Here is a 26267-nt window from a genome sequence, read left to right on the forward strand (position 1 = left end):
GGCGTCGGCGCGCGCACAGGCCGCGGGGCTATCCTGGCGGCATGGACCTCAAGACGACCGCCGGCGCCCTCCTCCTCCTGGCCGCGGCGGCCGCGCCGGCCCGGAGCGACGCGATGCGGGGCTTGGGCCGGGAGCTGGCGGACGCGGCGCGGGCGGCGGGCCTCAATCGCGTCGCGGTGTCCCGGCTCGACTCCTCGCGCGGGAGCGATAACGGGGAAGGGGCGCTCCTCACCGAGCGCCTGACGACCGCGCTGGTGCGCTCCGGCAAGGTCCAGGCGGTGGAGCGCAGCCTGCTGCCGAAGCTGATGGAGGAGCGCTCGCTGGGCCGGACCGGAGCGCTCGAGCCGGAGGCGGCGGACGGCTCCCGCCTGGCGCGGGTGGACGGCGTCGTCATGGGGACCTACCGCTCGTCCGGGAAGGTCGTGCGGCTCGTCCTGCGGATCGTCGACTACAAGACCGGGGTCATCGTCGGGGCGGTCGAAGGCGAGCTGGAGCGCGAGGGCGAGGCGGTGGTCGCCGACATGGATCCCTTCGACGTGCCGGTGCCGGTGATGAGCGGACGGTTCGGCTTCGAGGTCGACGCGGCCCGCGACGCGGTGGCCGACACGGCCGCGCGCTGCTCCGGCGCGGAGGCGCGGATCAACGCCCTCGAGGAGAGCATACTCGACATCAAGGCGCGCTACTGGGCGCGCCGCCTCCAGGAGGGCCTGCCCGCCTCCGAGCTCAAGGTCAATCCTGGCTCGACGATCCCCGACCCCCAGTTGAAGGCCCGCTTCTATGACGTTCTGCGCCGCGCGTATCATGAGGGGAAGGTCCCGCCGCTGACGGCCGCGGAGGTCGCCCGCTTCGTGAAGGCCGACGGCGAGGCGTATTCCCTGCACCAAGAGTGCGGGCTGTGAGGACATGACAATGGAAAGCACGATATTGGTAGCGGACGACGATCAGGGGGTGGCGGCGGTCGTCGGGCGTCTCCTCGGCGGCGAATGCCGCGTGGTCGCGGCGCGCGACGGCGTCGAGGCGCTCGCGGCGGCCGAGACGCGCTCTCCCGACCTGATCCTCCTGGACGTGCAGATGCCGGGGCTGACCGGGTGGGAGGTCCTGCGCGAGCTCCGTCACGCGCCGAAGACGCGGACGACTCCTGTCATCATGCTGACCGGCTGCGCCGGCGAGGAGGCGCGGGACGAGGGCTTCGGTCTCGGCGCCGACGACTACGTCACGAAGCCCTTCTCGGGGCGGGACCTGCGCGCGCGCGTGCTGTCGCGGCTTCACCGCCACGCGGAGGCGGTGGCGGTCAACCCCCTGACGCGTCTTCCGGGAAGCCCGTCGATCCAGGCCGAGGTCGAGCGGCGGATCCGCGAAGGGCTGGAGTTCGCCTTCCTCCTCGCCGACATCGACCGCTTCAAGGCCTTCAACGACCATTACGGCTGCGAGCGCGGGGACCGCGTGATCCTGTCGACGGCCGAGATCCTCTCCGACGCCATGCGTCAGGCCGGAGAGATGAGCGGCTTCCTCGGGCACATCGGCGGCGACGACTTCGCCCTGGTGTGCGCGGCGGAGAAGGCCCCGCTGGCCGCGGCCTTCGCCGCGATGAGGTTCGACGAGGCCGTCCCGGGATTCTACGACGCGGCGGACGCGGCCCGGGGCGCCATCCAGGCGGTCGACCGGCAGGGGGTGGTCCGCAGCCACGCGCCGCTGAGCCTGACCGTGGCGGGCGTGTCCTCGGTCCAGCGGCCGATCCCGTCCTACGCGGAGGCCGTGCGCTGGTCGGGGGAGATGAAGGGCTGGCTCAAGGGCACGCGGCGCTCGGGGCCGAGCGCCCTGGCGTTCGATCGGCGCAGGAGCGGGATATGAGCGCTTCCTCCGCCGGCGTCCGCTCGTCCGGGCGGTACGAGGCCGCGCTCGGGGTGGCGCTCGCCGCCTTGGCGTTCCTGTCCAAGGACAACCCTCGCCTCGTCCTCCCCGATTGCCTGTGGCTGTTCCTGCTCCTGCTGGGCGCGAGCCTGGCGGCGAGCCTGGCGGTCCGGCTTCGCCCGGGGCGCGTCATGCCGGCCGCCCTCGCGCTGGTGGCCTCCTTCGTCGTCGTCGCGGCGATCCAGGGGCGGTCCGGAGGCAGCGAATCCGACCTGTGGGTCCTCTACCTCCTTCCGATCTTCAGCGCCGCGATCCTGCTCGGCGGCCGGGAGACCGGCTGGATCGCCGCGGGCGCCGTGCTCGCGAACGCGGCGTCCTTGTCCGTCGAGGCCCGCGTCATCGGCCCCATCGACCTCTTCTCCCTCGTGCTCAAGACGAGCATCCTCGCCGGAGCCGCCGTGGGGACCTGGTCCCTCGCGAAGTCCGAGCGCGAGAGCAGCGCGAGGGCGGCGGTCCAGCGGGGCGAGATCGAGCGGCTGGAGGGCGTCGCCTCCGTGGCCGCCCTCGGCGCCGGAGCCGTCCACGACCTAGGCGCGCCCCTGACCGTCATCCTGGGCTACGCGAACATGCTGCGCGAGGATCCGGACCTGCCGCAGGCCGCGCGCGACGACCTGGCGCGCGTCGAGCGCGCCGCCCTGTATTGCCGGGATCTCGTCAGCGGCCTCCTGAAGCGCGACGAGCCTTCGATGCGGACCCGAAGCGCCAGCGACGTGGTCGAGGCGGCTCTTCGCCTGTGCGAGGACCCGGTCCGGGCGCGCCGGATCGAGATCTCCCGGGAATTCCCGGACGAGACCGTTTATCTCCGGGCCGCGGGGCTCGAGCTGGAGCGCGTCCTGGTCAACCTCGTCGGCAACGCGGCCAAGGCGCTGCCGGCCGGCGGGCGCATCATGGTGTCCGTGTCCCGCTCCGGGCCGCGCGCGTTCGTGTGCGTGGACGACGACGGGCCGGGCCTGCCGCCGGAGCTCCTGCCGCGGCTGTTCACGCCGTTCGCCTCGGCCAGCGCGGGGGGCGTGGGCCTGGGGCTGTACCACTGCCGAGAGATCGTCCGTCGTCACGGGGGCGACCTGACCGCCGGACGCTCCGCGGCGGGGGGAGCGCGCTTCCAGCTCGCCCTTCCCTGGACGGAGCCGAAAGCCGGGCCTGCGTCGGTCGCCGAGGCAAGGCCCCGCGGACCGGCGCCCGTCTGAGCCGTTCCCTTACGGGAGCTTGCCGGCGTCGATCATGCCCATGCCCTGGGTGATGGACGGCAGGCCGGGGATCGGCGTCGCGGCCTTCCTGAGCATGGCGCGCACCGCGGCGGGAGAGGACGCGCCGCGCGCGACGGCGAGGGCCGCCAGGCCGGCGACGTGAGGGGTGGCCATCGAGGTGCCCGAGAGCTCCTCCCAGCCGCCGGCCATGTTCACCGACCTCACGTTGACGCCGGGCGCGATGAAATCCACCTCGGGTCCGCGGCTCGAGAACTCCGCGACCCCGTCCTTCACGTCGGAGGCGCCGATCGCGAGGGTCTCCGGGTAGCTCGCCGGGAAGCCGACCGGTCCGCCGCCGTTGCCGGCCGCGGCGACGATGGTCATGCCGGCCTTGCTCGCGGCGGCGACGGCGCGCTTGAGGGCCTCGCTGCCCTCGTCGGCGCCGAGGCTCATGTTGGCGACCTTGACGCCTTTCTTGACGGCCCACTCGATGCCGGCGATGACGCTCGAGTAGCCGCCGTTGCCGTCCGCGTCGAGGACCTTGACCGCGTAGAGCTTGGCCAGCGGCGCCGCGCCGACGACGCCCTTGCCGTCGCGCTTGCCCGCGACCGTGCCGGCGACGTGGGAGCCGTGCCCCTGGTCGTCGTCCCAGGCGTCGGGCCGCTTGGGGTCGAGCGCGTTGAAGCCGCCCAGGACGACTCCCGCGAGGTCCGGGTGGGACCGGGAGACGCCGGTGTCGATGATCGCGACGGCCGCGCCCTGGCCCTGGCCGCGCGGCGTGGTCCAGGAGGCCTCCGCGTTCACGCGGCGGATGCCCCAGGGCTGCTCGGGGTCCGCGACGGCGACGGGCTTGAGCGCGCTGATTTTTTTAAGGATGTCGCGGAAACCCTCCCCGAGCTCGAACTGGGGCGCGGCGGCGGGGGGCGCGACGGTCACGGCCTTGAGCCAGTTGACGACCTTGTCGGTCTCGACCAGGTCGACCTGGAAGTCGGCCTTGAGCTTGGTCTCCGCGGCGTCGGCCTTGAACGCGGGGAGCTCGATGACGATCGCGTTGATCGACGGGAGCTCGCGCACGACCGCGCACCCCACGCTCTGCGCGAGCGCGCGGCAGCGGTCCGCGCTCACCCCGGGCTTGCAGGCCACGATCTTCTGGACGGTGTCGCCGGCGTCGAGCGGGCAGAACTGCGCGCGGGCGGCGGAGGCGATGAGGAGCGGGACGATCGCGAGGGCGAGTCGGAGGGGGTTCATGGGCCTATTATTAGCCGGGTCCTTCGGCCCGCGCGTGGGCCATGAGGCCTATGACGGCATGGGCCCAAAGGCCCATGAGTGACTATTGTCATCCCGCCCGCCTCCGCGCGCGTAGAACCTTGGGCCTAGACCGAATGCCTGGGCCCCCTTCCCCGTACGGCCCAGGGCGCGGACGGCGGGGCCGGGTACAATAAGGTCAGACGTTAGACCAGCAACAGGGAGAAAACCTCGCATGGCCCGACGCCTCAACCGTCTCGTCCGCATCGTCCTCTCCGCCGCTCTCGTCGTCCTCTCCTCGGGGCTCGACGCGCAGCAGGCCTTCGCGCAGGCCGTCGCCGGCCGCGCGGCCCCCGTTTCCGCGACGCCGCAGCTCGGCCTCGGTTTCTCCAACGCGCCGGCGCCGTCCTTGGCCGCCCCCGTCCTGTCCCTGTCGGCGCCGTCCTTGTCCGCGCCTTCCGCCCTCTCCGCCTCGCCTCGGATCGCCGCTCCCGCCGCCTTCGTTCCCGCGGCGCTCAAGCCGGCCTCTCCCGCCGCCGCGATCGCCCAGAAGGTCCTGGCCGCCGCGCCCGCGCTGCAGGCCTTGGCCAAGCCCGAGACCGGCGGCTCCGCCGCCGCCGTCGCCGGCCGCGACCTCGAGGACGTCTTGACCGGCGTCAAGGCGGCTGAATATCCCGAGCTGAGCGGCGCGGTCGCCGCCGGCGTCCCGTCGGCCCTCGCTCCCGCGCTCTCCGCTCCTTCGGCCGCTCCCGAAGCCCCGAAGGCGGCGGTCCCCGCCGCCGAGCCGCAGGTCCAGGCGCCCAAGACGGTCGAGAGCTCTTCCTCATATATGTTCCATCGCCTGGCGCTGAAGACGGTCGCGGCCCTGACCGGCGCCGTCTTCTCCCTGCCCCAGGCCGGCGCCGCCCTGACCGCGAAGGTCATCGCCTCCGCCGCCGACAAGCAGCTCGTGGTCTCCGACTTCGACGACACCTTGGCCGGCTACAACGCCGTCCTGCCGGCCGAGAAGGTCGCCGCGATCCGCGCCATCCGCCAGGCCGGCAAGCACTTCGCCGTCGTCAGCGACCGCGGCGACGAGAAGCGCCCGGGCTCCACTCAGCTCACCGTGTTCGAGTCGCTCGCCAGCCTTCCCGCCGACGTGACCGAGGGCATGTACGTCGCCGCCAACAGCGGCGGCAGGCTCTATCAGTACCGGAACGGCGTCCCCGTCAAGGTCTGGGAGGCCGAGCCTCTCGCCGCCGAGAAGCCCGAGGCCGTCAAGGACGCGTCGGCCGCGACGATCGCGCGGCTCTCCGAGGCCGGCGTCGAGCAGCACCCCGGCGACTCGCTCAACCCCAAGGAGTCCTACAACACCTACGGCTACGCCCTGATGATCAAGGTCGGAGCGACCCCGGCGCAGATGAAGCAGGTCGCCGCGATCATGGGCGAGGAGCTCGCCAAGCGCGGCATCGAGGTCGAAGTGTCCGGCCGCCTTCCTAAAGATCTCAAGAACCCCGGCTACGCGACTTTCTCCATCATCACGAAGGCTCCCGCGACGGCGAAGATCGCCGAGAAGCTCGGCCTCAAGCCGTCGCAGGCGCTCGTCATCGGCGACATGATGTACGTGCCGCGCCAGGCCAAGAAGGCGTCGTGGCTGACCCGCCTGGGGCTCAAGCTCAGCGGCCTGCCCATCGGCGAGACCGGCAACGAGACCGACCGCAACATGTCCAAGGGCCTGCCCGGCGTGCTCGCGATCGGCGTCGGCCGCAAGATGGACCCCCGCATCCCCAACGGCTGGAACCTCGCCGACCACGGGCCGGACGTCGCGCAGAAGGTCCTCGAGTCCGTCGCCTCGAAGCCGGCGCGCTCTCGGGCGGAGAAGGACCGGGACGACGCGATCAAGGTCACGCAGGCGGTCGAAGTCGGCGCCGGCATCGGGCTCATCGCGCTGGCCGCTCTCGCCTTGTACGCGATCGGCGGCGCCCTCATCGACATGCTCCGCCTCGCCGAGGAGGCCCTGCGGCGCGGCATCGAGCTCGGTCCCGAGGCCGGCTTCTTCCTCGGCGCGACCACGCTCGGCATGGCGGGGATGCTGGGCGCGGGCCGCTCGATCCTGTCCAACCCCAACGACGCCTACGCGACCGCGCTGAAGCAGGCCCGCGAGGCCGCCGCCAAGCGCGGCGTCCCCGCCGACCAGGTCGAGTTCGTCGAGGCGACCGCCGGCATGCCCGTCCGCGACGGCGCGCAGTGGAAGTACACGTTCTCCGTTCCCGGCGCCTTGATCTACGTGGACTTCTCGACCTTCCTCGGCAGCGGCCAGGACTTCCGCACCAGCGTCTACGTGGGCGCGTTTCCTTCTCAAAAGTCCCATCCGATCCCCGCCGAGGCCTTCGCCTCCTTCGTCGCGCTGACCCCCGACGCCGCGCTCCTTCTCCTCAAAGACAAGGCTCCCGGCTTCGGCTCCGCCGTCTCCGTCTCGCTCGCGGCCCGCCCGGCCGCGGACGGCAACGGCTCGCAGCTGTCCTACAAGTTCTACGACAACGACGGCAGCATCGGCACCGTCGGCGTCGCGGGCGCCTTCGTCCGCGTCGATCAGCTCTCCGAGAAGGCCCAGAAGGCCTCCGCGCCGGCGACTCCCGGCCTGACCCACGCCGTCGAGCCGAACGACCTGTACGCCCTGGCGCTCGAGAACATCACGGCCAAGGCCGCGGCCGCCGGAGTCTCCGCCGACAAGATCAAGCTCCTGTCGGCCGTGCACGAGTCCCGTCGCTTCAACGGCGCGTGGATCGGCGACGAGTGGCGCTTCTTCTTCGGCTGGGGCGGCGAGAACGGCGGCGTCCAGTACGTCGTGCCCGCCCGCCGCACGATGGTGTCCGAGACGATGATGGACGCCTTCGCGCCCGAGCTCAAGGGCCTGACGTCCAAGGAGCGCCTCGCCGAGGGCGTGCCCGCCGCCTCCTTCAACATGGGCGTCAAGACCGCCCCCGACGCCGGGCTCAAGGGCCTCGACGGCGTGACCCGCGTCAGCCTCCTGCCCCGCGTCGAGCCGCTCAGCGGCGACAAGGACCTCTGGTACTCCTACCAGGACTCGCGCCGCGAGCTCGCGGCGATGAACGCCCGAACCGGCGAGATCCGCAAAGCCGCGCCCGCCGCGCCCCGGGACTCGGCGCTGAAGTCCTTCCTGCTGTGGCTCGGCGGCGTGGCGCTCGTCGCCTTGATCTACGGCGGCTTCTACTGGGCGGCCTCTCACGCGCCCGTCGCCGCGCCGCAGATCCCCGAGGGCTGGAACGGCCCCGTCCCGACCATCGACGAGTTCTTCCGCGGCATGGGCGGCGTCCTCGGCCTCGGCGCCCTCGCCGGCATGGTCAAGAAGACGAAGAAGGCCAAGGTCACTGAAGACATGGTCCGGGCCGCCGCGGCCCACGTCATCGCCTTCAAGGGCCGTCCGTGGTCCTCGACCGAGTACAACTCGGTGTATTACCCCGAGCTCGAGCGCCTCAAGGCCGAGGGCGCGACGCAGGAGCAGATCGCCCTGTTCATGAAGCTCTGCGACGAGGCCCCCATCAAGGGCGGCCGCTTCAACCCCTGGTCGGGCGACTGATTGACGCCGGTCAAGCGGCGCCGCGTCGCCGCATGCTAGAATAGCCCGGATAATGGCCGAATCGATCCTGTCGTGGGGGGCGTTCCTCCTCTATACCGCCGCTTGCGCCGCGGCCTTCGCCTATCTTCTGACGAAGAACGCCCGCGCCAGCAGCCTGATGCTGACCTTCGTCGGCTGCGGCATCGCCCTTCACGTGTTGGGCTTCGGCCTCCGCCTCGTCTCGTTCTGGGCCTTCCCCGAGAACCGCTGGTACCTGCCGGTCAACAATTACTTCGGCGCCTTGACCTATATGTCCTTGGCGCTGGCCGCGGCGTTCTTCTCCATCGAGGTGCGCCGCCACCTGGGGATACTCGGGGCCTTCGTCCTGCCGATGGCCGCGCTGAGCCTCGGCGTCGCGGTGCTCTCGGCCGATCCGGCCGTCGCCCCGCTCGAGCCCAAGCTGCGCAGCTACTGGCTCAATATCCATCCCATGATCCTGATGACCGCCTACGCCGCGTTCATCAACGCCTTCGGCGTGGCCCTGGCCCTCCTGATCCAGGAGCGCCAGATCAAGTCGCGCAAGCCGAGCGAGCTGTGCTACCGCCTGCCCTCGCTCGACGAGCTCGACGCGCTCAACGGCCGCATCATCGCCGTCACCTTGCCCATCCTCGTCGGCGGCCTGGCCATGGGCGCGGCGTGGGCCTACCAGGCCTCGGGCCGCGCCTGGTCCTGGGACCCGAAGGAGACGATGTCCTTGATCACGGCCGGCTTCTACGCCGAGTTCCTGTGGCTGCGCTACGTCTCGGGCAAGCGCGGCCGCACGCCGGTGTACGTCTCGATGGCCGGCTTCGCCTGCATGCTGCTCACCTTCTTCGGCGCCGAGCTGGTCTCCGGCCGCCACGATTTCCTGGGGGGGAAGTGAAGCTCCTCTCCCTGAGCTGGACGCACCGCGACCGCGTCGGCGCGTCCCGCGAGGCCCTGGCCGCCGTGCCCGTCGAGCGCGTCCTGGCCGAGCTCAAGGCGCGCGGCTTCGCGGAGGCCGTCGCGGTCTCCACCTGCAACCGCTTCGAGCTTTACGTCGCCGCGCAGGCCAACCAGACCCTCGCCGCGGCGCCTTTGCTGGCCGCGCTCGAGGACCTGGCCGGCGCGGCCCTCGCCGCTCCGCCCGACGTCCGCGAGGACGACCCCGCCGTCGGCCACCTGTTCTGCGTCGCCGCGGGCCTCGACTCGCTCGTCGTGGGCGAGACCGAGATCCTGGGCCAGGTGAAGGCCGGCTATGAGAAAGCCAAGGCCGCGGGCATGACCGGCAAGCGCCTCAACGTCCTGTTCCAGCGCGCCCTCTTCGTCGGCAAGAAGGTCCGTGCCGAGACCGCGCTCGCCTCCGGCTCGCTGTCGGTCCCGTCCGTCGCCGTGCAGCTCGCGGAGACCATCTTCGGCCGCCTCGAGGGGAAGTCCGCGCTGATCCTCGGCGCCGGCGCCATGGCCGAGCTCGCCGCCAAGCACCTGGCCGAGAAAGGCGTCAGCAGGCTCACCGTCGCCAACCGCACCTGGGACCGCGCCTACCAGCTCGCCGCCCGCTATCAAGGCGAGGCCGTCGAGTGGGAGTCCTTCCCCGCCGAGCTCGAGCGCGCCGACGTCGTCATCTCCTCGACCGGCGCCCCGGCCGCCGTGCTGACCCGCGCCCTCGTCAAGGACGCGGTCCGCCGCCGCGGCGGGCGCTCGCTGTTCATGATCGACATCGCGATGCCGCGCGACATCGAGGAGTCGGTCCACGAGATCGACGGCGTGTACCTGTACCGCCTGGAGGACCTCGAGGCGATCGTGGCCAAGAACATGGCCTCCCGCGCCGAGGCCGTCGCCGCGGCGCGCCGCATCGTCGACGCCAAGTCCGCCGAGTTCATCGCCTGGGCGCGCTCGCTGTCGACCGGCCGCGAGCTCAGCCTCAAGCACGCCGACCGAACGGATGGTCGGGTCTTCGACGCGGAATACCAGGCATGAGGCTGGCGCTCGCCCTGCTGCTCCTGTCTTCCGTCGCGCGCGCCGCGCCGGCGCCGTACGGCATCCTCCTCCTGGCCCACGGCGGCGACGAATCCTGGAACGGCGAGATCGAGCTCCTGCGCTCCCGCGTCGACAAGAAGGTCCCGACCGAGGCCGCGCTCGGCATGGCCGATCCCAAGACGCTCCAGGCCGGCGTGGACCGCCTGGAGAAGCGCGGGGTCGAGCGCGTCGTCGCGGTGCCCTTGTTCATCCAGTCCCGCTCCGAGGTCCTCGACCAGACGCGCTACGCCCTCGGCCTGTCGGACGCGCCGTCCGAGGCGCTGCGCGCCGGCCTCGAGCGCATGGCCGCGGCGCACGCCCATCACATGCCCGGAGGACACGGGCACTCGATGGAGTTCTCCACCGAGCGCGTGAAGGCGCGCGAGCCGGTCTCCCTGACCCCCGCGCTCGACGACCACGCGCTCGTGGGCCGCATCCTCGTCGAGCGCGCGAAGGCGCTGAGCCGCAGGCCGTCCGAGGACGGCGTCGTCCTCGTCGCGCACGGGCCCGTCGACGACGCGGCCGTGGAGGCGTGGCGCGCTTCGATGACCTCGCTGTGCGGCTCCTTCAAGGGTTTCCGGAGCTGCTCCTTCGGCCTGCTGCGCGACGACGCGGCTGCGCCCATCCGCGCCGCCGCCGTCGCGGAGCTGCGCGAGAAGGTCGTCCGAGCCAAGGCCGGCAAGGGCCGCGCGGTCGTCATCCCCGTGCTCATCGCGCGCGGCGGCATAGAAAGGAAGATCCCGAGGGACCTCGCGGGCCTCGACTTCGCCTGGGACGGCAAGACCCTGATGCCGCACCCGGGCTTCGACGCCTGGGTGCTCGAGCGCGCGGCGGCCGCCGGTGGGGCGAACGGCCGTTCGTTTGACAGGCCCGCCGCTAATTGATATTTTCTGACGCTCGGCGCTAATCTTTTCTCAAAACTGACACAGGTAAGAAACGACAAAAATGAGCGAAACGAATCCGGCTCCCGACTCGACTCCCAAGGCGCCCGCCTCGCCCGCCGCGCCCGTCGCCGCGGCCCCCGCCGCGCCCGTCAAGCCCGCTAAGCCGATCTCCCGCGGGGACTTCCTCTGGGCCGGCTGGAGCATGCTCGCCGCCTTCTTCGCCGCCTCCGCGGCCGCCGGCGCGCGCTTCATGTTCCCGAACGTGATCTACGAGCCGTCGCAGAAGTTCAACGCCGGCCAGGCGTCGGGCTACGACCTCGGCGTCTCGACGAAGTGGCTCAACGAGCAGCGCGTCTGGATCGTGCGCACGCCGTCGGGCTTCTACGCGATGTGGGCGCGCTGCACCCACCTCGGCTGCACGCCGAACTGGTGGGGCGACCAGAACCGCTTCAAGTGCCCGTGCCACGGCTCCAACTACACCCTCGACGGCGACGTGATCGCCGGCCCCGCGCCGATGCCGCTGTGGCGCACGAAGGTGGAGCTGGCCCCGACCGGCGACCTGATCGTGGACAAGGCCGTCTTGGAGAACAAGCCCGGCAAGCGCGAGAACGCGCCCTACTTCGCGAACTACGCGTCCGCCTGAGGATAAACGATCACCATGCCCACGCTCGACATCGAGAAGATCAAGAAAGAGGTCATCGACTCCCAGCTCTGGCGGTCCGTGTTCCGCGGCGGCGTCTGGAAGGACACCCCTCGCGACCGCGCCGGCCACATCATCGGCAACGTCTGGCTGCACCTCCACCCCGTCAAGGTCCGGCCCCGCGCGCTCGAGTGGCTGTACACCTGGGGCATGGGCGGCATCTCCTTCGCGCTCTACCTGATCCTGACGCTCACCGGCGTGGCGCTGATGTTCTACTACCGCCCGACGATCGGCCTGGCCTACCGCGACATCAAGGACCTCGAGTTCGCGGTCACGCTCGGCATGTTCCTGCGCAACGCCCACCGCTGGGCCGCCCAGGCGATGGTCGTCGCCGTCATCGCGCACATGGTGCGCGTGTTCCTGACCGGCGCGTATAAGAAGCCCCGCGAGTTCAACTGGGGCATCGGCGTTCTGCTGCTGACTCTGACTTTGTTCCTTTCCTTCACCGGCTACCTGCTGCCGTGGGACCAGCTGGCGATCTGGGCCGTCACCGTCGGCACGAACATGGCGGGCGCCACGCCCGTGCTCGGCAACGAGGGCCCGCTCGGCTCGCTCGTCGGCATGCGCATCAACAACGACGTGCGCTTCACCTTGCTCGGCGGCACGATGGTCGGCGAGAACACGCTCCTGCGCTTCTACGTCATGCACTGCGTGGCGGTGCCGCTCGTCGTCGGGATCCTGCTGATCCTCCACTTCTGGCGCATCCGCAAGGACAGCTTCTCGGCCGCGCCGTACGTCGCGAACGAGGAGAAGGTGGACGTCTGGCCGCACCTCGTCAAGCGCGAGTACATCGCCGCCGCGGCGACCGTGCTGTTCATCATGGTCTGGTCCATCCTCCAGAACGCGCCGCTCGAGGCGATCGCCAACCCGAACGTCACCACGAACCCCTCCAAGGCGCCGTGGTATTTCGTCGGACTGCAGGAACTGCTGGTGTACTTCGATCCGTGGATCGCCGGCGTCGTCATGCCCGGCCTGATCATCGTCGGCCTGATCGCCATCCCGTACATTGATACCAATCCTAAGGGGATTGGATCCTATGCCTGGAAAGACCGGCCGTTCGCGAACACCTTGTTCATGCTCGGCGTCGTGATGTGGTTCGCCCTGATCTACATCGGCTACGCCCTGCGCGGCCCGAACTACGCGTGGTACTGGCCTTGGGAGGACTGGCTCATGCCCAAGGCGGCGCCGCCGCCCACCTGGAGCGTCTTCGGCCCCAAGGACGCGGCCGCCTACTCTATGCTGCTCGGCATCCCGCTGATGGGCGCGGTCGCCGCGGCCTGGATGCTCCTGCCGAAGCTGATCCAGAAGGAGCTCGACGGGAAGAAGACGATGGGCGCTTTCCTGGCGGTCGTCGCCGTCGTCGCCGGGATCGGCATGGCGCTGGGCAAGATGGGGCCGGTCGAAGGCGCCTTCCTGCTCTTCTTCACCGGGGCTTCCTTCTATTACGGCTTCGTCCTGCCGCAGCGCCACATCCGGACCTTGGACTGGCCGCGGTATCTCGTCACGATGGTCCTGGTCGTCAGCACGATGAGCGTCCTCCTCAAGATGTGCGCTCGTCTCGCGTTCAACATCAAATACGTGCTGACGATCCCCTCGATCAGCATGAACTTCTGACATGAGCTACCGAAAAGCATTCATCGCCTCGAACGCACTGATGCTGGCGGCCTTCGTCTGGGCCTTCGCCAAGGACTTCAACGCCGAGTGGAAGCCCTACCAGAAGAAGTACTACCAGATGGCCGCCGACGAGATGGACAAGCAGGCGGCCGCCGAGAAGGACGAGAAGAAGTCCGCCGACCTCAAGCTCGCGGCGAGGAAGATGCGCCGCTCGCCGCTCGAGGTCAAGCAGATCATCTCCGTCGACCTCGGACGCTTCGACCGCTGCGTGACCTGCCACGTGGGCATGGACGAGTACACGAACACCACGCTCAAGAACGACTTCACCGAGCACCCGTACAAGGCGCACCCGAAGGTGGACACGGCGCTGATCAAGGCGCACCCGTTCAACAAGTTCGGCTGCACCTCGTGCCATTCCGGCCAGGGCCTCGCCACGACCGTGGACGCCGCGCACGGCTGGGTCAAGCACTGGGAGAAGCCCATGCTCAAGGGCGTGACCATCCAGGGCGCCTGCGTGAAGTGCCATGACGACTTCGAGACGCTCAAGGGGGCGGAGGTCGCGGCCGCGGGCAAGAAGCTGTTCAACAAGCACGGCTGCCAGGGCTGCCACGCGATCAACGGCAAGGGCGGCGTCATCTCGGTGGAGCTCGGCGACATCGCCGACAAGCCCTTCGAGCGCATCGCCGGCTACAACTTCAAGCGCGTCCGCATCGACGGCAAGGAGCTGCCCGACGAGCACCACGACAGCCACTGGAACATCCAGAACTGGATCCGCGCCCACCTGGTCAACGACCCCGCCGAGGTCACGCCGAACGACCCGTTCGCCAAGCTCAACGCCGAGCCGATCCCGCCGTCGGGCATGCCCGACTTCACGAAGGAGATCGGCAAGGACGAGGCCGACGCGATCGTGGCCTACCTGTCGGGCATGACGAAGGAAGAGGTCATCCCGTACCGGTATCACGTCCCGGCGCCGCCGGCGCGGGAGCCCCAGTTGACGGGCGCGGCCCACGGCAAATACGTCTACCAGAAGTACGGCTGCCAGGGCTGCCACGGCATCGACGCCAAGCAGGGCCGCCGCCGCTTCAACGCGGCGGGCGACGGGCAGAAGGAGTACGACGAGAAGATGCCCGAGGACGAGCAGTTCGCGCAGATGAACCTGGGCGCGGAGCCGACCTTGCCGAAGCTGGTGGGCACCTACACGCGCGACGAGCTCATCCACAAGATCGAGGCGGGCGTGCCGGCCGCCGAGGCCAAGAAGTGGAGCCCGAAGGGGCCCATGCCGATGGTGTACATGCCGGCGTGGAAGGGCAAGATCTCGAAGGCTGAGCTGGAAGACCTCGCGACCTGGCTGATCAGCATCGGCGTGAAGGACGACAGCGGGTTTTGACCGACGACGCAACCATATAGGGGGAATCACATGAACCGCAAGCTGACTTTGATCGCCGCCGTCGCGCTGTTGGGCGCGGCTTTCGCCGCACCTGTTCATTCCGCCGAGATGACGGAGAAGGAAAAGGCTCTCACGAACCCGTACCCGAACGATTTCGGGCCCGAGACCCTGCCCGACGCCGTCCTCAAGTCCTACCCCGCCAACGTGCAGGCCGGCTACAAGAAGCTGATCAGCACGAAGGGCGGCTGCGCCCAGTGCCACGCCGCTTCGCGGCCGCTGAACAGCCGCTTCGTCGAGCCCGAAGGCGGCATCGACGACAAGAAGCAGGAGGCCGCGCTCGCCGCCCTCAAGAAGGCCCAGCCCGAGCTGTTCGCCGACAACACGGTGTGGCAGGTCGAGACCAAGGTCTGGAGCCGCTACGTGAAGCGGATGATGAACAAGCCCGGCTGCGGCATCCAGAAGGCCGACGGCAAGGCCATCTACGAGTTCCTGGCCTACGACTCCATCAAGCGCAAGACCGGCGCCAACGCGGCGGCCTGGGCGGCGCACCGCAAGGGCCTCGTCGAGCAGCTGAAGACGAAGAACCCGAAGCGCTACGAGGAGCTGAAGGAAGCGAAGGACCTTTGATCGATTGAACGAGGTCGCCCGGGCGCTGCTCGTCTACGGCTACCAGCCGAGCGGGCACTCCGCGGCGGCGTCGGCGATCGCGGAGGCCGGCCGAAAGGCCGGCCTCGCTTTTTCCTCCATAGAGATCGCGGGGGACCATCATCCGGGCGCTGGATCGGCCGTCGCGCGGGGATATCACGCGCTCCTGCGCGCCGCCCCCGGCCTCTACGGGGCGATGTACCGCGGCGAGTGGGCGCGAACGCTCCTGCGGGCGGCGCGCTCCGCCTACCTCGGCTTCGGCGGCGCCCGGCGCCTGAGAGAGGGCGTGCGGCGCTCCGGCGCCCAGGCCGTCGTCTGCCCCCAGGCCGCCGTCGCGGCGGTGCTGAGCGCGGCGCGGGCCCGCGGCGAACTGGATATCCCCGTGGTCTCGGTGCTCACCGACTACGGCGCCCATCCGTTCTGGGCCGATCCCCCGGCCGACCTCACCCTGGCCCCGGGCCCCGCCGCCGTGGAGGCCCTGGCGGCCCTGGGCGCGCCCCGCGCGCGCCTGCGCGACACCGGCATCCCCATCAGCCTGGCCTTCTCCGTCCTCCCGTCGCGGGAGGAGGCGCGCCGCGCGCTGGCGCTGCCGCTCTCCGCCCCGGTGGTCTTGCTGTCCGGAGGGGGGAAGGGGTTGGGCGGCCTCGACCGCGCGGCGGCGGTCCTGCTGGCCGAGAGCCCGCGCGCCCGCCTCCTCGTCCTGTGCGGGGCCGACGACCGCCTGAGGGCGTCGCTCTCCGCCCGGCGCGAGGCCGGCGCCCGCCTGCGCGCGTTCGGGCCGCAGCCGTCCGCGCTCGTCGCCGCGATGATGGCCGCCTCCGACCTCCACCTCGGCAAGCCGGGGGGGCTCAGCTCGTCGGAAAGCCTCGCCGCCGGGCTGCCGATGGTCCTGACGAGCCCGCTGCCGGGGCAGGAGGAGGTCAACGCCCGTCATCTCCGGGCCGCGGGCGCGGCGATCGACGGCGGCTCTCCAGAGCGGGCCGCGCGTCTCGCGGCGGCCCTGCTTCACGACGGGCCGGTCCTCGCCCGGCTTCGAGCTTGCGCGGCGGACGCCGGGCGCCCCGGCGCGGCAGCGCGGGCCGCCGGAGAGATCGCCGCCCTTATCGGGGAGTCAGCGGGCCGTCTCAGGCTCGCGCGCTGAGGCTCCGCGCGGATAGACCGCGGCGGGAACCGCCCGCCCCGCCAGCAGCTCCCGGGCCGCGCGGGCGGCCTCGCGGCCGCAATCGCCGAAGGAGACGGTGAGTTCGCCGCGGACTCCGCCGGCGACGAGGCCGGCGGTGGGCGCGAAGAACGGGATCGAGCGCGCCCGGGAGAAATCGCGCGCGGCGGCGAAGGTCTCGGGCGTGACCGCGGCCGGGTCGGGTGCCAGCCAAACCGCGTCCGCGGCGGGCCCGAGCCGGCGCAGCAGGCCGGGCAGACGATCCGGCGAAGAGAGGATCGCGTCCGCGATCGCGACGCCGGAGGCGATCCCCGCGTCTCGCGCGCGGCGCTCGAAATCGGGGTCCAGCGGCGACGCGCGCACGACGAGCAGGCGGCGCACTCCGGCCGCCGCGAGCAGCCTGATGACGCGTTCCGGCGAAGGGGTGAGCTCGACGCGGACGGTCGCGGACTTCCGTCCGCGGGCGCGATAGCCCGGGGCGAGAGCCGCGACCATCGGCGCGTCGGCCCCGTGCGCCGTCATCGCGGCGCGTCCGCCGAACGCGATGATCACCCCGTGCGGCCCCGGCGGCAAGGGCCGTCCGGCGCGCGCGGTCTCGAGCGGCTCCGGCCATTCCGCGAGCAGGCCCTCGAACGCCTCGCGGTAAGGCGCCTCGAGAGGCTCCCTCGTCACGACGAGCGCGCCGGCTCCCGAGGGCGGTTCACACCTCATCGATGACCCGCGACGCGAGCGGCGCGCGCCGAAGGAGCGCCCGCAGCTCGCGGTCCTTGGCGAAGCTCCTGTTCCTGGCCAGCGCCATCCGTCTCTCCCCCATGAGCTGGACGACGCGCGCGTTGAGCGCGGTCAGCGTGCCGACGTCGCTGAGCGGGTCTCCGAAGGTCCGCTCGAATCGGAACCAGCGGGGGACCGAGCGGAGCAGGAACCTCTCCAGACGGCCAGACGCCGCCGCGGGCGGCGGCGAGGGATCCCGCGCCGGCGGAGCGCCGAGCTCCGACTCCAAGCGGCGCACCGCGGCGAGCGCCGAGCGGTGCCCCGGCTCGCGGCGCGTCACCTCGCGGAACGCGGCCAAAGCCGCCGGGAGGTCTCCTCGGGCGTAGGAATCGACGCCCGTTTGATAGAGCCGGGCGGTCCCGGCGGGCTCGCGGCGCGCCTGCGCCTTCGCGCGCGGCTCCACGGCCGCGAGGTGCGAGGCCAACGAGAGGCAGACGGCGAGGAGGAGCCGATTCACGGCCCGGGCGGCGCCGTCTCGAGGCGGAAGACGAAGCCCCCGCCCGCGTCGCGCTGGAGGCGCCCGCCCCACCCCTCCCCGAGCTTCCTCCTCAGCGAGGCCAGCGTGACGAAAAGCCGGCTTTCCCAGTGATCCGACCGGTAGCCCCATAACTCCTCCCAAAGCTCCGCGGTCCCGTGGGCGAAGTTCGGCCGGCGCAGGAATATCCCGAGAAGGTCCCGCTCCTTCGCGGTCAGCTGAACGGGCTTTCCCTCGACGCGGAGCAGGCTGGAGCGGAACTCGAACTCGAAGCCGGGATACGACACCTCGAGCCGCCGGTCGGCGTCCGCGTCGAGCCTGCGGCCCAGGCTCCGGAGCCGGGCGAGGAGCTCGTCCTCCTCGAAAGGCTTGGCCAGATAGTCGTCCGCCCCGATATCGAGCGCGTGGAGCTCGTCGGTGAGGTCGTTGCGCCCGGTGACCATGAGGACGCCGAGGGACCGCGTCCTCAGGTTCGCGCGCAGGGCCCGGAGCAAAGCCTCTCCGGAGATGCCCGGCAAGCCCCAGTCGAGCATCACGAGGTCCACGTCCTGGGAGCGCAGGATCTCCAGCGCCCGCTCCGCGTCCTCGGCGAAGAGAGCGGTGAAGCCCTCCTCCGAGAGGGACTGGAGCAGCGCGCCGTAGATCATCCGCATCTCGGGGTCGTCCTCGACGACGAGGGTCCGCCGCGATCTCTGGTCGCTCATCCCCATTAGTTTAGGCTGAATTCGCGTTGACCGCAAAGAGCAAACGGTGTATACTAAGCAAACGAAGCAAACGAAGCATAAGGACAAAATGCCCGAAAGAACCTACACGACTTACGACATCGCCCGATTCTGCGACGTATATCCCTCGAGCGTCATGCATTGGATCAACGGCGGGAAGCTGCGCGCGCACCAGACCGCCGGCGGCCACCACCGCGTGACGCGCGAAGACCTGATCGATCTCCTCGTCCGCCTCAACATGAGGCTCCCGGCCGAGCTCGTCACGCGCAAGCGCATCCTGGTCGTCGACGATGAAAAAGAGACGGCCGAGCTCATCGCCCGGGCGTTCTCGCAGCATCCCGATTTCGACGTGGAGACCTGCGCCGACGGCATCAACGCGCTGATACGCATCGGGAGCCGGCCGCCCGACCTGGTCATACTCGACATCGTCATCCCGAAGATGGACGGCATCCAGGTGTGCCGGGTCCTCAAGGAAAAACCCGAGACCAGAGGCATCAAGATCATCGCCGTCAGCGGCCAGAAGCTGCCCTTCAGCGGGAAGAAGCTCGTGGACCTTAAGATCGACGGGTTCTTCCGCAAGCCTCTCGACCTCGTGGAGCTGACGGGGCGCGCCGTCGAGCTCCTGAGAGGGCCGTCTGCGCCGTCCCGGTCCGCGCGAGCGGAGCGCTGACCCCGGGCATCCGCCCATGCCCGAAGCGAACACCGTCGCGGAGCTCATCCTCGGCCAGCTGAAGCGCGAAGGCGTGCGCACGGTCTACGGCATCCCCGGGGGACCCGCGACCCCGCTGTTCGACGCGTTCCACGGCGAGCCCGGGCTGCGCCTGGTGGCCCCGCGGCACGAGGCCGGCGCCGCGTTCATGGCCTTGGGCGACGCGCGGGTGACCGGGCGGGCCGGAGTCTGCCTTCTGACGACGGGGCCGGGCGCGACCAACGCCGTCACCGCCGTGGCCGCGGCGAAGACCGACGGCCTCCCGGTCCTGGTCCTCACGGCGCAGACCTCGACGGCGTCGTTCGGGAAGGGCTCCCTTCAGGATTCGACGGAGAGCGGCGTCGACACCGTGGCGCTGTTCCGTCCGATCACGAAGATGAGCGCGATGCTGGCGAACCCCGCCGCCGCCGGGACCGTCCTGCGCCAGGCCCTGCGCACGGCGATGACGGGACGGCGCGGCCCCGTTCATCTCAGCGTCCCGACCGACCTCATGCTCCTTCCCGCCGCCGGCGCGCCCCTCGCGCCGCCGCAGTACCGCAGCGAGCCGCGCCTGTTCGACCGCGAGGCGGTCCAGCGCTGCGCCCGGCGCCTGCTCGACGCCCGGCGCCCGGGCATACTCGCCGGGCACGGCGTCAACCTCGGCGGCGCGCAGGCCGAGCTCCTCGAGCTGGCGGAGCTGCTGTCGATCCCGGTGGCGACCACGCCGAAGGGCAAGGGCGCGTTCCCGGAGACTCATCCGCTTTCCCTGCGCGTGTTCGGCCTGGCGAGCTCGCCCCTCTCCGAGCGCTATCTCCTGTCCGAGGGGACGGACGCGCTCCTGGTCGTCGGCAGCAGCCTGCACGAGAACTCGACCTCCGGCTGGGACCCGCGGCTCGGCGCCGGCGCGCTGATGCAGCAGGACGTCGAGCCGGCGACGATCGGCCGCAATTATCCCGTCGAGGTCGCGCTCGCGGGGGACGCGAAGACGACCTTGCGCGAGCTCCTCTTCGAGCTGCGCCGCGGCCTGGCGCGCGGCGAGGCGCCGCCGGAAGGCGCGCGGGGGGCCTTCTCGAGGTTCAAGGCGGGCGTCCCGGCCTACCTGGACAAGGACGCCATGGCCTCCGACGCGACGCCGATCAAGCCGCAGAGGCTCATGAGCGAGCTCGACGCGGCCCTCCCCGAGGACGCCCTGCTCTTCCTCGACGTCGGCGCCAACACCCTCTGGGCGACGCATTACCTGACCGCGACGGGACGCAACGCCTTCATCCACAACTGGGGGGAGTTCGCGGCGATGGGCTTCGGCGTGGCCGCCGCGGTCGGGGGCAAGCTCGCCGCGCCGGGCCGCCCGGTGATCGCCGTCGTGGGCGACGGAGGCTTCGCGATGGCGGGCATGGAGGTCTCGACGGCCGTGACCGAGAACGCCCCCGTCGTGTGGGTCGTCCTCAACGACGCGCGCCTCAACGCGGTGCACCACGGGCAGACCCTGCAGTACAAGGGCCGCACGATGGGCACCGAGTTCCGGCGCATGGACGTCGCGGGCGTCGCGCGGGCCCTGGGCGCCTGGTCGCGGCGCGTCGTCCGGCCCGGCGACATCGGGGCCGCGGTCGCCGACGCCCTGGCCTCGGGCCGCCCGGCGGTGGTCGACGTGCTCGTCGACGCCGCCGAGGTCCCGCCGATCCACTCGCGCGTCCGCTCGCTCGACAAGCTGTTCGTGGGAGGAGCCGTATGAGAACCGAGATACCCGTTTCCGCCGACCGCCTGATCGACGAGATCATGGGCTACCGCAAAGCCAAGATCCTCATGGTGGCGGCGTACCTCGACGTCTTCACGCCGCTGGAATCACCGCGGACCGCGCCGGCGCTCGCGAGAGCGCTGTCTTTGGACGCCCGGGCCGTGGAGATACTGCTCGACGCGCTGACCGCCGTCGGCTACCTGCGCAAGCGAGGGCGGCTCTACTCCAACGCTCCGATCTCCTCCCGTTATCTGGTCCGGGGCCGGCCCGGCTATATGGGCGACAATCTGAAGTACCAAGAGATGATCTGGGACGCTTGGGGCGAGCTGCGGCATTCGATCGGCAAGGGCGGCGCGGTGCGCCCGCTCGAGTATTGGCTCCTGCGCCATAAGGGCTTCACGCAGGAGTATATCCGCGGGATGGACAACATCGCCCGCGGGCCCGCGGCGGAGATCGCCGCGATCGCCGCCCCCGCGCCCGGAAGCCGCCTGCTCGACGTCGGGGCGGGCCCCGGGACCTACAGCCTGGCGTTCCTCCGCGCGAACCCGGAGCTGCGCGCGACGCTCCTCGACCTGCCGAGCACGCTCAAGGTCACCCGCCGGATGCTCTCCGAGCACCCGCTCCTCGCCGCCCGGACGCGGCTGAAGGCGGGGAACTACCGCGACGCCGTCTTCGGCCGGGAGGAGTTCGATCTCGTCCTCCTCTCTCACATCACGCACGACGAGAGCCCCGAGGTCAACCGCCGCCTCATCGAGGAGAGCTTCCGGGCGCTGAAGCCCGGGGGGAGGATCATCGTCCACGACTTCATGCTCGACGCGGACCGGGTGCGGCCCGTTTTCGGGGCGCTGTTCTCGGTGCACATGCTCGCTTACACGGAGGGGGGGCGGACCTACAGCGCCGTGGAATACGCGAAATGGCTGCGCCGCGCCGGTTTTACGCGTCTTCGGGAGCATCGTATTGCGGTAAAATCCCGGAATAGCTCGCGGATCATCATCGGCGTCAAGGAAAAATAGAGAGTGAGGACGTCCCTGGCGCTGCTCCCGCTGCTCCTGTCCGCGCCGGCATCCGCCGCCGCGCCCGAGCCCCCGGCCGCGGTCCTGACCGTCTGCGACGACGTCCAGGACCCGTTGACCCTCGACCCGCAGAAGGAGTTCTCCGAGAAGAACCATACGATCGTGCAGCAGATGTTCGAGGGGCTAGTCCGCTTCGGTCCGGACGGAGTGATCGAGCCCGCGCTCGCGACGGAATGGCGCCAACTCGACCCGAAAACGATCCAATTCAAGCTTCGCGAAGGCGTCTCGTTCCATAACGGTGAGCCCTTCAACGCGGAGAGCGTGAAGTTCAGCGTCGAGCGCTACCTGAATCCCGCCACGGCATTCCCCGCGCTCGGCTTCATCGACTCGGTCGAGCGAGTCCAGATCGTCGCCGAAAACACGGTCAACGTGATAACGAAGTATCCCGACGGTCTGTTGTTGAACCGGCTCGCGGGGTTCATGGTCATGGTGCCTCCGAAGTATTACGGGACGCAGAGCGAGGATGCCCTTCGCGAGAATCCGGTCGGCAGCGGCCCTTTCGTTTTCAGGCGCTGGGTGAAGGGCGAACGGATCGTTTTGGGGGCGAACCGCGCCTATTGGGAACGCGGATCTCCCAAGAGCGATGAACTCGTCTTCAGATTCCTCCCGCTCGACAAGCAGGTCGACGCGCTGCTGTCCGGAGAACTCGACATCCTGACGAATCTTCCCGGGACCCGCACATTGGATGTGCAGGCGTCTTCACGGACGATCGTGGTCAAAAAACCGACGTTCTATACCGTCGCGGGCAATTTCAACGTCGCACGTAAGCCGCTCTCGAATAAGAGGATTCGAGAGGCCCTTAACCTGGGCATAGACCGAAAGGCCTTGGTCCGGTACGACATCCTGGGCAACGGCCTGCCGATCGGAACGCTCACCTTGCCCGGCGAATTCGGCCACAATGCGGATCTCGAACCGTATCCGTATGATCCCGTCAAAGCGCGGCGCATCCTCCAAGAGGAAGGATATCCAAAGGGATTCCGACTGAAGGTGCTGATGAAAATCAACGCCGTCCGCACAGGGCAGATATTGGCAAAACAGTTGGAGCGAGTCGGCATCGTGTTCGACTCCACCCCGGTCGCGGACTCGCAGTTGTACGACCGTCTTAAACATCGAGACCAATGGGACATCGCGATCTATGATTGCCCGGATCCGATGCATCATGCCTTTTTCATCCGCTCCATTTTCCTGGCGAGGAACTCTCCCTTTTCCCTGACTCCGATCGCGGGCGTCGATGAACGTTTGGAAAAACTGGTCAAAACGCTGGATGTCGATGAACAGCGCGAAGTATCCGAAGAGCTGGACGCCTACATCCATTCGGAATTCCTGGCTCTGCCGACTTACCAGCGTATTCGCACCTACGGCCTGAGACGCGGGGTCACCTTCACCCCGTACGTTTCCGGCATGCCTTACTTCTTCGGAGCCTCGGCCCATGCCCCTCAAAACGACTAGAAAGCGGCTTCTTGCGACGCATGTGAAGCGACTCCGGGGTTCGCGTTTCGGCAACCTGGTGACACGGACCCTCGAGGACGGAGGTTTGTTCGGCGACGTCTCGATACTGCACGAGCACCTCCCGCCCCGGACGGAACTTCCCAAGATCCACCATCGCCGCACGGCGGAGTTCGTCTACTGCACGGCGGGCTCGATGACCGCCTACCTGGGACGCCGCAAGTACCGCGTCACGGCAGGGAGCGTCCTTTTGATCCCGCGCGGCGTTCGCCATCGATTCGTGACGGGTTCCAGCTCCTGCGAAGCCATCTCGCTCTTCAGTCCCGCGCTGGCGATCGGCCCCGGCGCGGATATCCACATCGAGCCGTGAATGAGGCCTGTTTGAAGCCGTGCGCTCGATCGCGAATCCCGTCTTCTCTTGGAAGCATTGACTTGGGGGGCTTGCGCGCTTATGCTAAGCCCGTGAGAACGGCTAAAGCGGCCCTCGCGCTCCTCCTCGCCTTCGCCGTCCCCGTCCGAGCCGAGACCACGACCGACCCGCTCTGGTACATGCTCTCGACTTACGTCCTTGCCCCGGACGCGAAGGCCATCGAGGCCGAGGGCTCCGGCCCCGCCGACGCGAGGGGGCTTGCCGCCCTTCAGGCCGACCTATTCGTTTTGACGGACGGCTTCGAGGGTTTCCGGGATGAGGCGCAGGTAAAGGAAACCCTCGCGCGGCTCAAGCCGCGAATGTCTCCCGAACTCAAGCCGTTCTTCAAAGACCGCGCCTCCAGCCTGGACGCGATCTATCGCACGCTCGCCGTCACCGACTACACCTGGGCCCAGCGCTTCCCGGAACCGCCCTGCGAGCCTCTTGAGTCCCGCCGAAGACTCCTGGCAGGCCGCGACGGCTTATTCCAGAACGAGAAAGGGGAAGCGTCGCCGTGGCTCGTGGCGCTTCTCGGCGCTCGAACGGAGGGGAAATCCGCCGAAGAAGCCCTCGACCAGGCTTCAGCCCAGGCGAAGCTGACCGATGCCCAATACGAGAGGCTCCGCGCCCGGGTCCGCAAGTTGACGTTGGCGCTCGCCTCCGACAAGGCCGCCGGCGCCGCCCGCTCCAATCTTTACTGCGCCCGCGCCGCCGCATTCACGGACCTCGCCGCATCTCATCGCGCGAAGGATGCGGGCCCTATCACGGCGGCGCGTTCCGTCACGCGGAAGCCCGAAGAGAGCGTTTTCTCCGTCGTGTGGAAGGACCGGCGCGCCGCCGCCGCCTTGCTGAGAACGAAGAACGGAGAAATGCTCGTCACTGACTCAGCCGTAGTCGCCGATACGGACCACCCCCACCTCTTCGCTTTTACCGCGGATGCGAAGCCCGTCGAACTCGCGGCGACGGTCATCCGCCGCCATCCCGAACTCGGAGTGGCCGCGCTCTCCTATGTCGAGGATCTACCCCGGCCCGCTCTGGCGCTCGCGGAGACAGCCCCCGCGAAAGACGACCTTGTCACCGCCGTCGGGCATACGATGATCTCAGGACTTTGGACCAAGACCTCGGGCCTCGTGACCAAGGTCGGCGACGTCGGCTTTCAGACCGATGCCGCCGTTTCGCCTGAAATGAGCGGCGGCCCCATCCTGAATGAGGCGGGGGAAGTCGCGGGAATGCTCGTACTCCGCCCCGCCGATACGGAGGAGGGCCGCTGGCCCGTCGCCATCCCCGCGCCCGTCCTCACGCGCTGGCTGGACGACCCCGCGTTCGCGCTTCCCCCTGCCCCGGGGCTCGAGGTCATCGAGGACGCCGGCACCGCCGCCATCCTGACCCGAACCCGCCCTAGCACGCTGACCGAGGCCGGCCTCGGCGCGTGGAATATCCCGAACCTTCCGCCTCCGCCTTCGGTGCCCCATGGCGTATGCGTGCAAAACTGCGGCGGGGGGAGTTCCCCGAGTTCGTCCTACTCGGGGGGGTACTCCGGCAACGGCAGCGCGGAGCTGGGTCAAGCCCTCGGGGAATTGGGAGCGGTGCTCGTCCTCAAAGGCATCCCCGCGCTGTTTCGGGGGATCGGGAAGCTGTTCAAAGGCAGCGGCACTCCGACGCCCAAGGCTCCGGCGGTCGCCAAGGCCGCTCCGGCTCCGAAATCTGAACCGGCACCTCCGCCGCCCCCGCCTCCCAAACCCACTTGCGAGCTTGTGAAGGTTTCAGCCCCCGCGAAGGCGGGTGCGGAGCCGTTCGAAGTCTCCGTGGCGGTTTCCTGCAAAGGCGGCAAGGTCCCGCTGTCCGGACACTCGGTGAAGTTCACGTTCGAGTGGGACGGGACGGCGTCCACGCAATCGGTGTCGGTCCCGACCGACGCGAGCGGAGCTGCGCCCTTGGTTATACAGGTGTCGAACGATGAGACCAAGGTCGAGAAGGTCCGCGACACATCGGAGCGGAGCCACGACGAGCTGGATCATTACGACCCCGATAAGAAAGATCCGGAGGAACCCGCGGATCCGATGGAGGAGGAACCTGTTCCGGCCCCATCCGTGGGGAGCCGGGACGCCGGCCCGATCTCTGCCTCGGACACCGTGACGATCGCGAAGTCTGCGACGGCGACGACCGCTGCCGCCGAGGCCGAAGAGGCCATTGCCGCCTCGATGAGGGCCGCGAGGGCGGCTCGGATAGCGAGCGCGGCGAGGGCGGGAAGGCTATTCACGCTCGCCGGGAGAGGCACGGCCTTGCGCGTGACCGCGACTCTCACCCTGTCGGGCGCCGCGACCACTGCCGCAGGCGCGGCCATAGTGGTGCTCACGGTCAAGCAGACGTTCGATATCGGCTGGGCCATCGGTACAGTGGCCGAAGGGAAAATCTCCGAGATCCAACGGGGCCTGAAACAGTACGATGTGGAAGAAAAGGATTGTCTGGAGAAGATTTCTGACTAGAAGTCATCCAACAACCCTGCTGAAAATTGCATGATTGGTTCTTCCGCCGAGGAATGCCTGTTCAGCAGGGAGATGGCGCATGGCCTGGCGAGAATTGACCGAGAAGCAGTGGGCGGAAGTCAGCAAACAACTTCCTC

General features: G+C 69.6%; 22 protein-coding genes. 18 read left to right on the forward strand and 4 right to left on the reverse strand.

Annotation, left to right across the window (positions count from 1 at the left end):
- Positions 1–41 precede the first annotated feature (41 nt).
- The 3 genes from HYV14_04915 to HYV14_04925 are packed head-to-tail and all read left to right on the forward strand — an operon-like array spanning position 42 to position 3098.
- On the forward strand, positions 42–899 hold the full coding sequence (locus tag HYV14_04915; protein MBI2385339.1) for a hypothetical protein: 858 nt from the start codon (positions 42–44) through the stop codon (positions 897–899).
- 10 nt (positions 900–909) lie between these two features.
- Entirely contained in the window at positions 910–1851 is a 942-nt protein-coding gene (locus HYV14_04920; protein ID MBI2385340.1) for a response regulator, read from the forward strand.
- The gene (locus tag HYV14_04925) at positions 1848–3098 is read left to right on the forward strand and encodes a HAMP domain-containing histidine kinase (GenBank protein MBI2385341.1); all 1251 of its coding nucleotides are present in this window, start codon (positions 1848–1850) and stop codon (positions 3096–3098) included. The genes HYV14_04920 and HYV14_04925 overlap by 4 nt, the downstream gene beginning before the upstream one ends.
- A 9-nt stretch (positions 3099–3107) precedes the next feature.
- Here HYV14_04925 and HYV14_04930 read toward each other — a convergent pair whose 3' ends face one another.
- Positions 3108–4346 (reverse strand): S8 family peptidase, encoded by a 1239-nt coding sequence (locus HYV14_04930; protein ID MBI2385342.1) that lies wholly within the window; start codon positions 4344–4346, stop codon positions 3108–3110.
- Between the two features lie 232 nt (positions 4347–4578).
- Between HYV14_04930 and HYV14_04935 the strand changes: the two genes are divergently transcribed.
- From HYV14_04935 to HYV14_04975, 9 genes are all read left to right on the forward strand, one after another.
- Complete coding sequence (locus tag HYV14_04935) at positions 4579–7923, forward strand: hypothetical protein (GenBank protein ID MBI2385343.1); 3345 nt, start codon at positions 4579–4581, stop codon at positions 7921–7923.
- Positions 7924–7975: 52 nt separating this feature from the next.
- Positions 7976–8824, forward strand: a complete 849-nt coding sequence (ccsA, locus tag HYV14_04940) for a cytochrome c biogenesis protein CcsA (protein MBI2385344.1) — start codon at positions 7976–7978, stop codon at positions 8822–8824.
- Positions 8821–9900, forward strand: coding sequence for a glutamyl-tRNA reductase (locus tag HYV14_04945; protein MBI2385345.1), 1080 nt, complete (start codon positions 8821–8823; stop codon positions 9898–9900). Before ccsA ends, HYV14_04945 begins: the two co-directional genes overlap by 4 nt.
- Complete coding sequence (locus tag HYV14_04950; protein MBI2385346.1) at positions 9897–10823, forward strand: hypothetical protein; 927 nt, start codon at positions 9897–9899, stop codon at positions 10821–10823. Before HYV14_04945 ends, HYV14_04950 begins: the two co-directional genes overlap by 4 nt.
- Before the next feature lie 61 nt (positions 10824–10884).
- Positions 10885–11466, forward strand: a complete 582-nt coding sequence (locus tag HYV14_04955; protein ID MBI2385347.1) for a ubiquinol-cytochrome c reductase iron-sulfur subunit — start codon at positions 10885–10887, stop codon at positions 11464–11466.
- A 15-nt stretch (positions 11467–11481) separates the two neighbouring features.
- Positions 11482–13137 carry a cytochrome bc complex cytochrome b subunit gene (locus HYV14_04960; GenBank protein ID MBI2385348.1) on the forward strand — a complete coding sequence of 552 codons (1656 nt, stop codon included), beginning with the start codon at positions 11482–11484 and terminating at the stop codon, positions 13135–13137.
- A gap of 1 nt (position 13138) precedes the next feature.
- Positions 13139–14524 (forward strand): c-type cytochrome, encoded by a 1386-nt coding sequence (locus tag HYV14_04965; protein MBI2385349.1) that lies wholly within the window; start codon positions 13139–13141, stop codon positions 14522–14524.
- Positions 14525–14554: 30 nt separating this feature from the next.
- The gene (locus HYV14_04970; protein MBI2385350.1) at positions 14555–15151 is read left to right on the forward strand and encodes a hypothetical protein; all 597 of its coding nucleotides are present in this window, start codon (positions 14555–14557) and stop codon (positions 15149–15151) included.
- A 4-nt stretch (positions 15152–15155) separates the two neighbouring features.
- Positions 15156–16310 (forward strand): glycosyltransferase, encoded by a 1155-nt coding sequence (locus HYV14_04975; GenBank protein MBI2385351.1) that lies wholly within the window; start codon positions 15156–15158, stop codon positions 16308–16310.
- Here HYV14_04975 and HYV14_04980 read toward each other — a convergent pair.
- The 3 genes from HYV14_04980 to HYV14_04990 are packed head-to-tail and all read right to left on the reverse strand — an operon-like array spanning position 16281 to position 18278.
- Positions 16281–17039, reverse strand: a complete 759-nt coding sequence (locus HYV14_04980; GenBank protein ID MBI2385352.1) for a hypothetical protein — start codon at positions 17037–17039, stop codon at positions 16281–16283. The genes HYV14_04975 and HYV14_04980 overlap by 30 nt on opposite strands.
- Positions 17029–17556, reverse strand: a complete 528-nt coding sequence (locus HYV14_04985) for a hypothetical protein (GenBank protein ID MBI2385353.1) — start codon at positions 17554–17556, stop codon at positions 17029–17031. The genes HYV14_04980 and HYV14_04985 overlap by 11 nt, the downstream gene beginning before the upstream one ends.
- Complete coding sequence (locus HYV14_04990; GenBank protein MBI2385354.1) at positions 17553–18278, reverse strand: response regulator transcription factor; 726 nt, start codon at positions 18276–18278, stop codon at positions 17553–17555. The genes HYV14_04985 and HYV14_04990 overlap by 4 nt, the downstream gene beginning before the upstream one ends.
- 88 nt (positions 18279–18366) lie before the next feature.
- Here HYV14_04990 and HYV14_04995 point away from each other — a divergent pair, with 88 nt between their 5' ends.
- From HYV14_04995 to HYV14_05020, 6 genes are all read left to right on the forward strand, one after another.
- Entirely contained in the window at positions 18367–18966 is a 600-nt protein-coding gene (locus HYV14_04995; protein MBI2385355.1) for a response regulator, read from the forward strand.
- Between the two features lie 16 nt (positions 18967–18982).
- Positions 18983–20713, forward strand: coding sequence for a thiamine pyrophosphate-binding protein (locus HYV14_05000; GenBank protein ID MBI2385356.1), 1731 nt, complete (start codon positions 18983–18985; stop codon positions 20711–20713).
- Positions 20710–21729, forward strand: a complete 1020-nt coding sequence (locus HYV14_05005) for a methyltransferase domain-containing protein (GenBank protein ID MBI2385357.1) — start codon at positions 20710–20712, stop codon at positions 21727–21729. Before HYV14_05000 ends, HYV14_05005 begins: the two co-directional genes overlap by 4 nt.
- 3 nt (positions 21730–21732) lie before the next feature.
- Entirely contained in the window at positions 21733–23238 is a 1506-nt protein-coding gene (locus tag HYV14_05010; GenBank protein ID MBI2385358.1) for an ABC transporter substrate-binding protein, read from the forward strand.
- 22 nt (positions 23239–23260) lie between these two features.
- On the forward strand, positions 23261–23605 hold the full coding sequence (locus tag HYV14_05015; protein ID MBI2385359.1) for a cupin domain-containing protein: 345 nt from the start codon (positions 23261–23263) through the stop codon (positions 23603–23605).
- A gap of 92 nt (positions 23606–23697) precedes the next feature.
- Complete coding sequence (locus HYV14_05020) at positions 23698–26130, forward strand: trypsin-like peptidase domain-containing protein (protein ID MBI2385360.1); 2433 nt, start codon at positions 23698–23700, stop codon at positions 26128–26130.
- Positions 26131–26267: the final 137 nt, after the last annotated feature.

It is taken from the genome of Elusimicrobiota bacterium, from assembly GCA_016182905.1.
In the GTDB taxonomy this organism is placed as follows: Bacteria; Elusimicrobiota; Elusimicrobia; order UBA1565; family UBA9628; genus GWA2-66-18.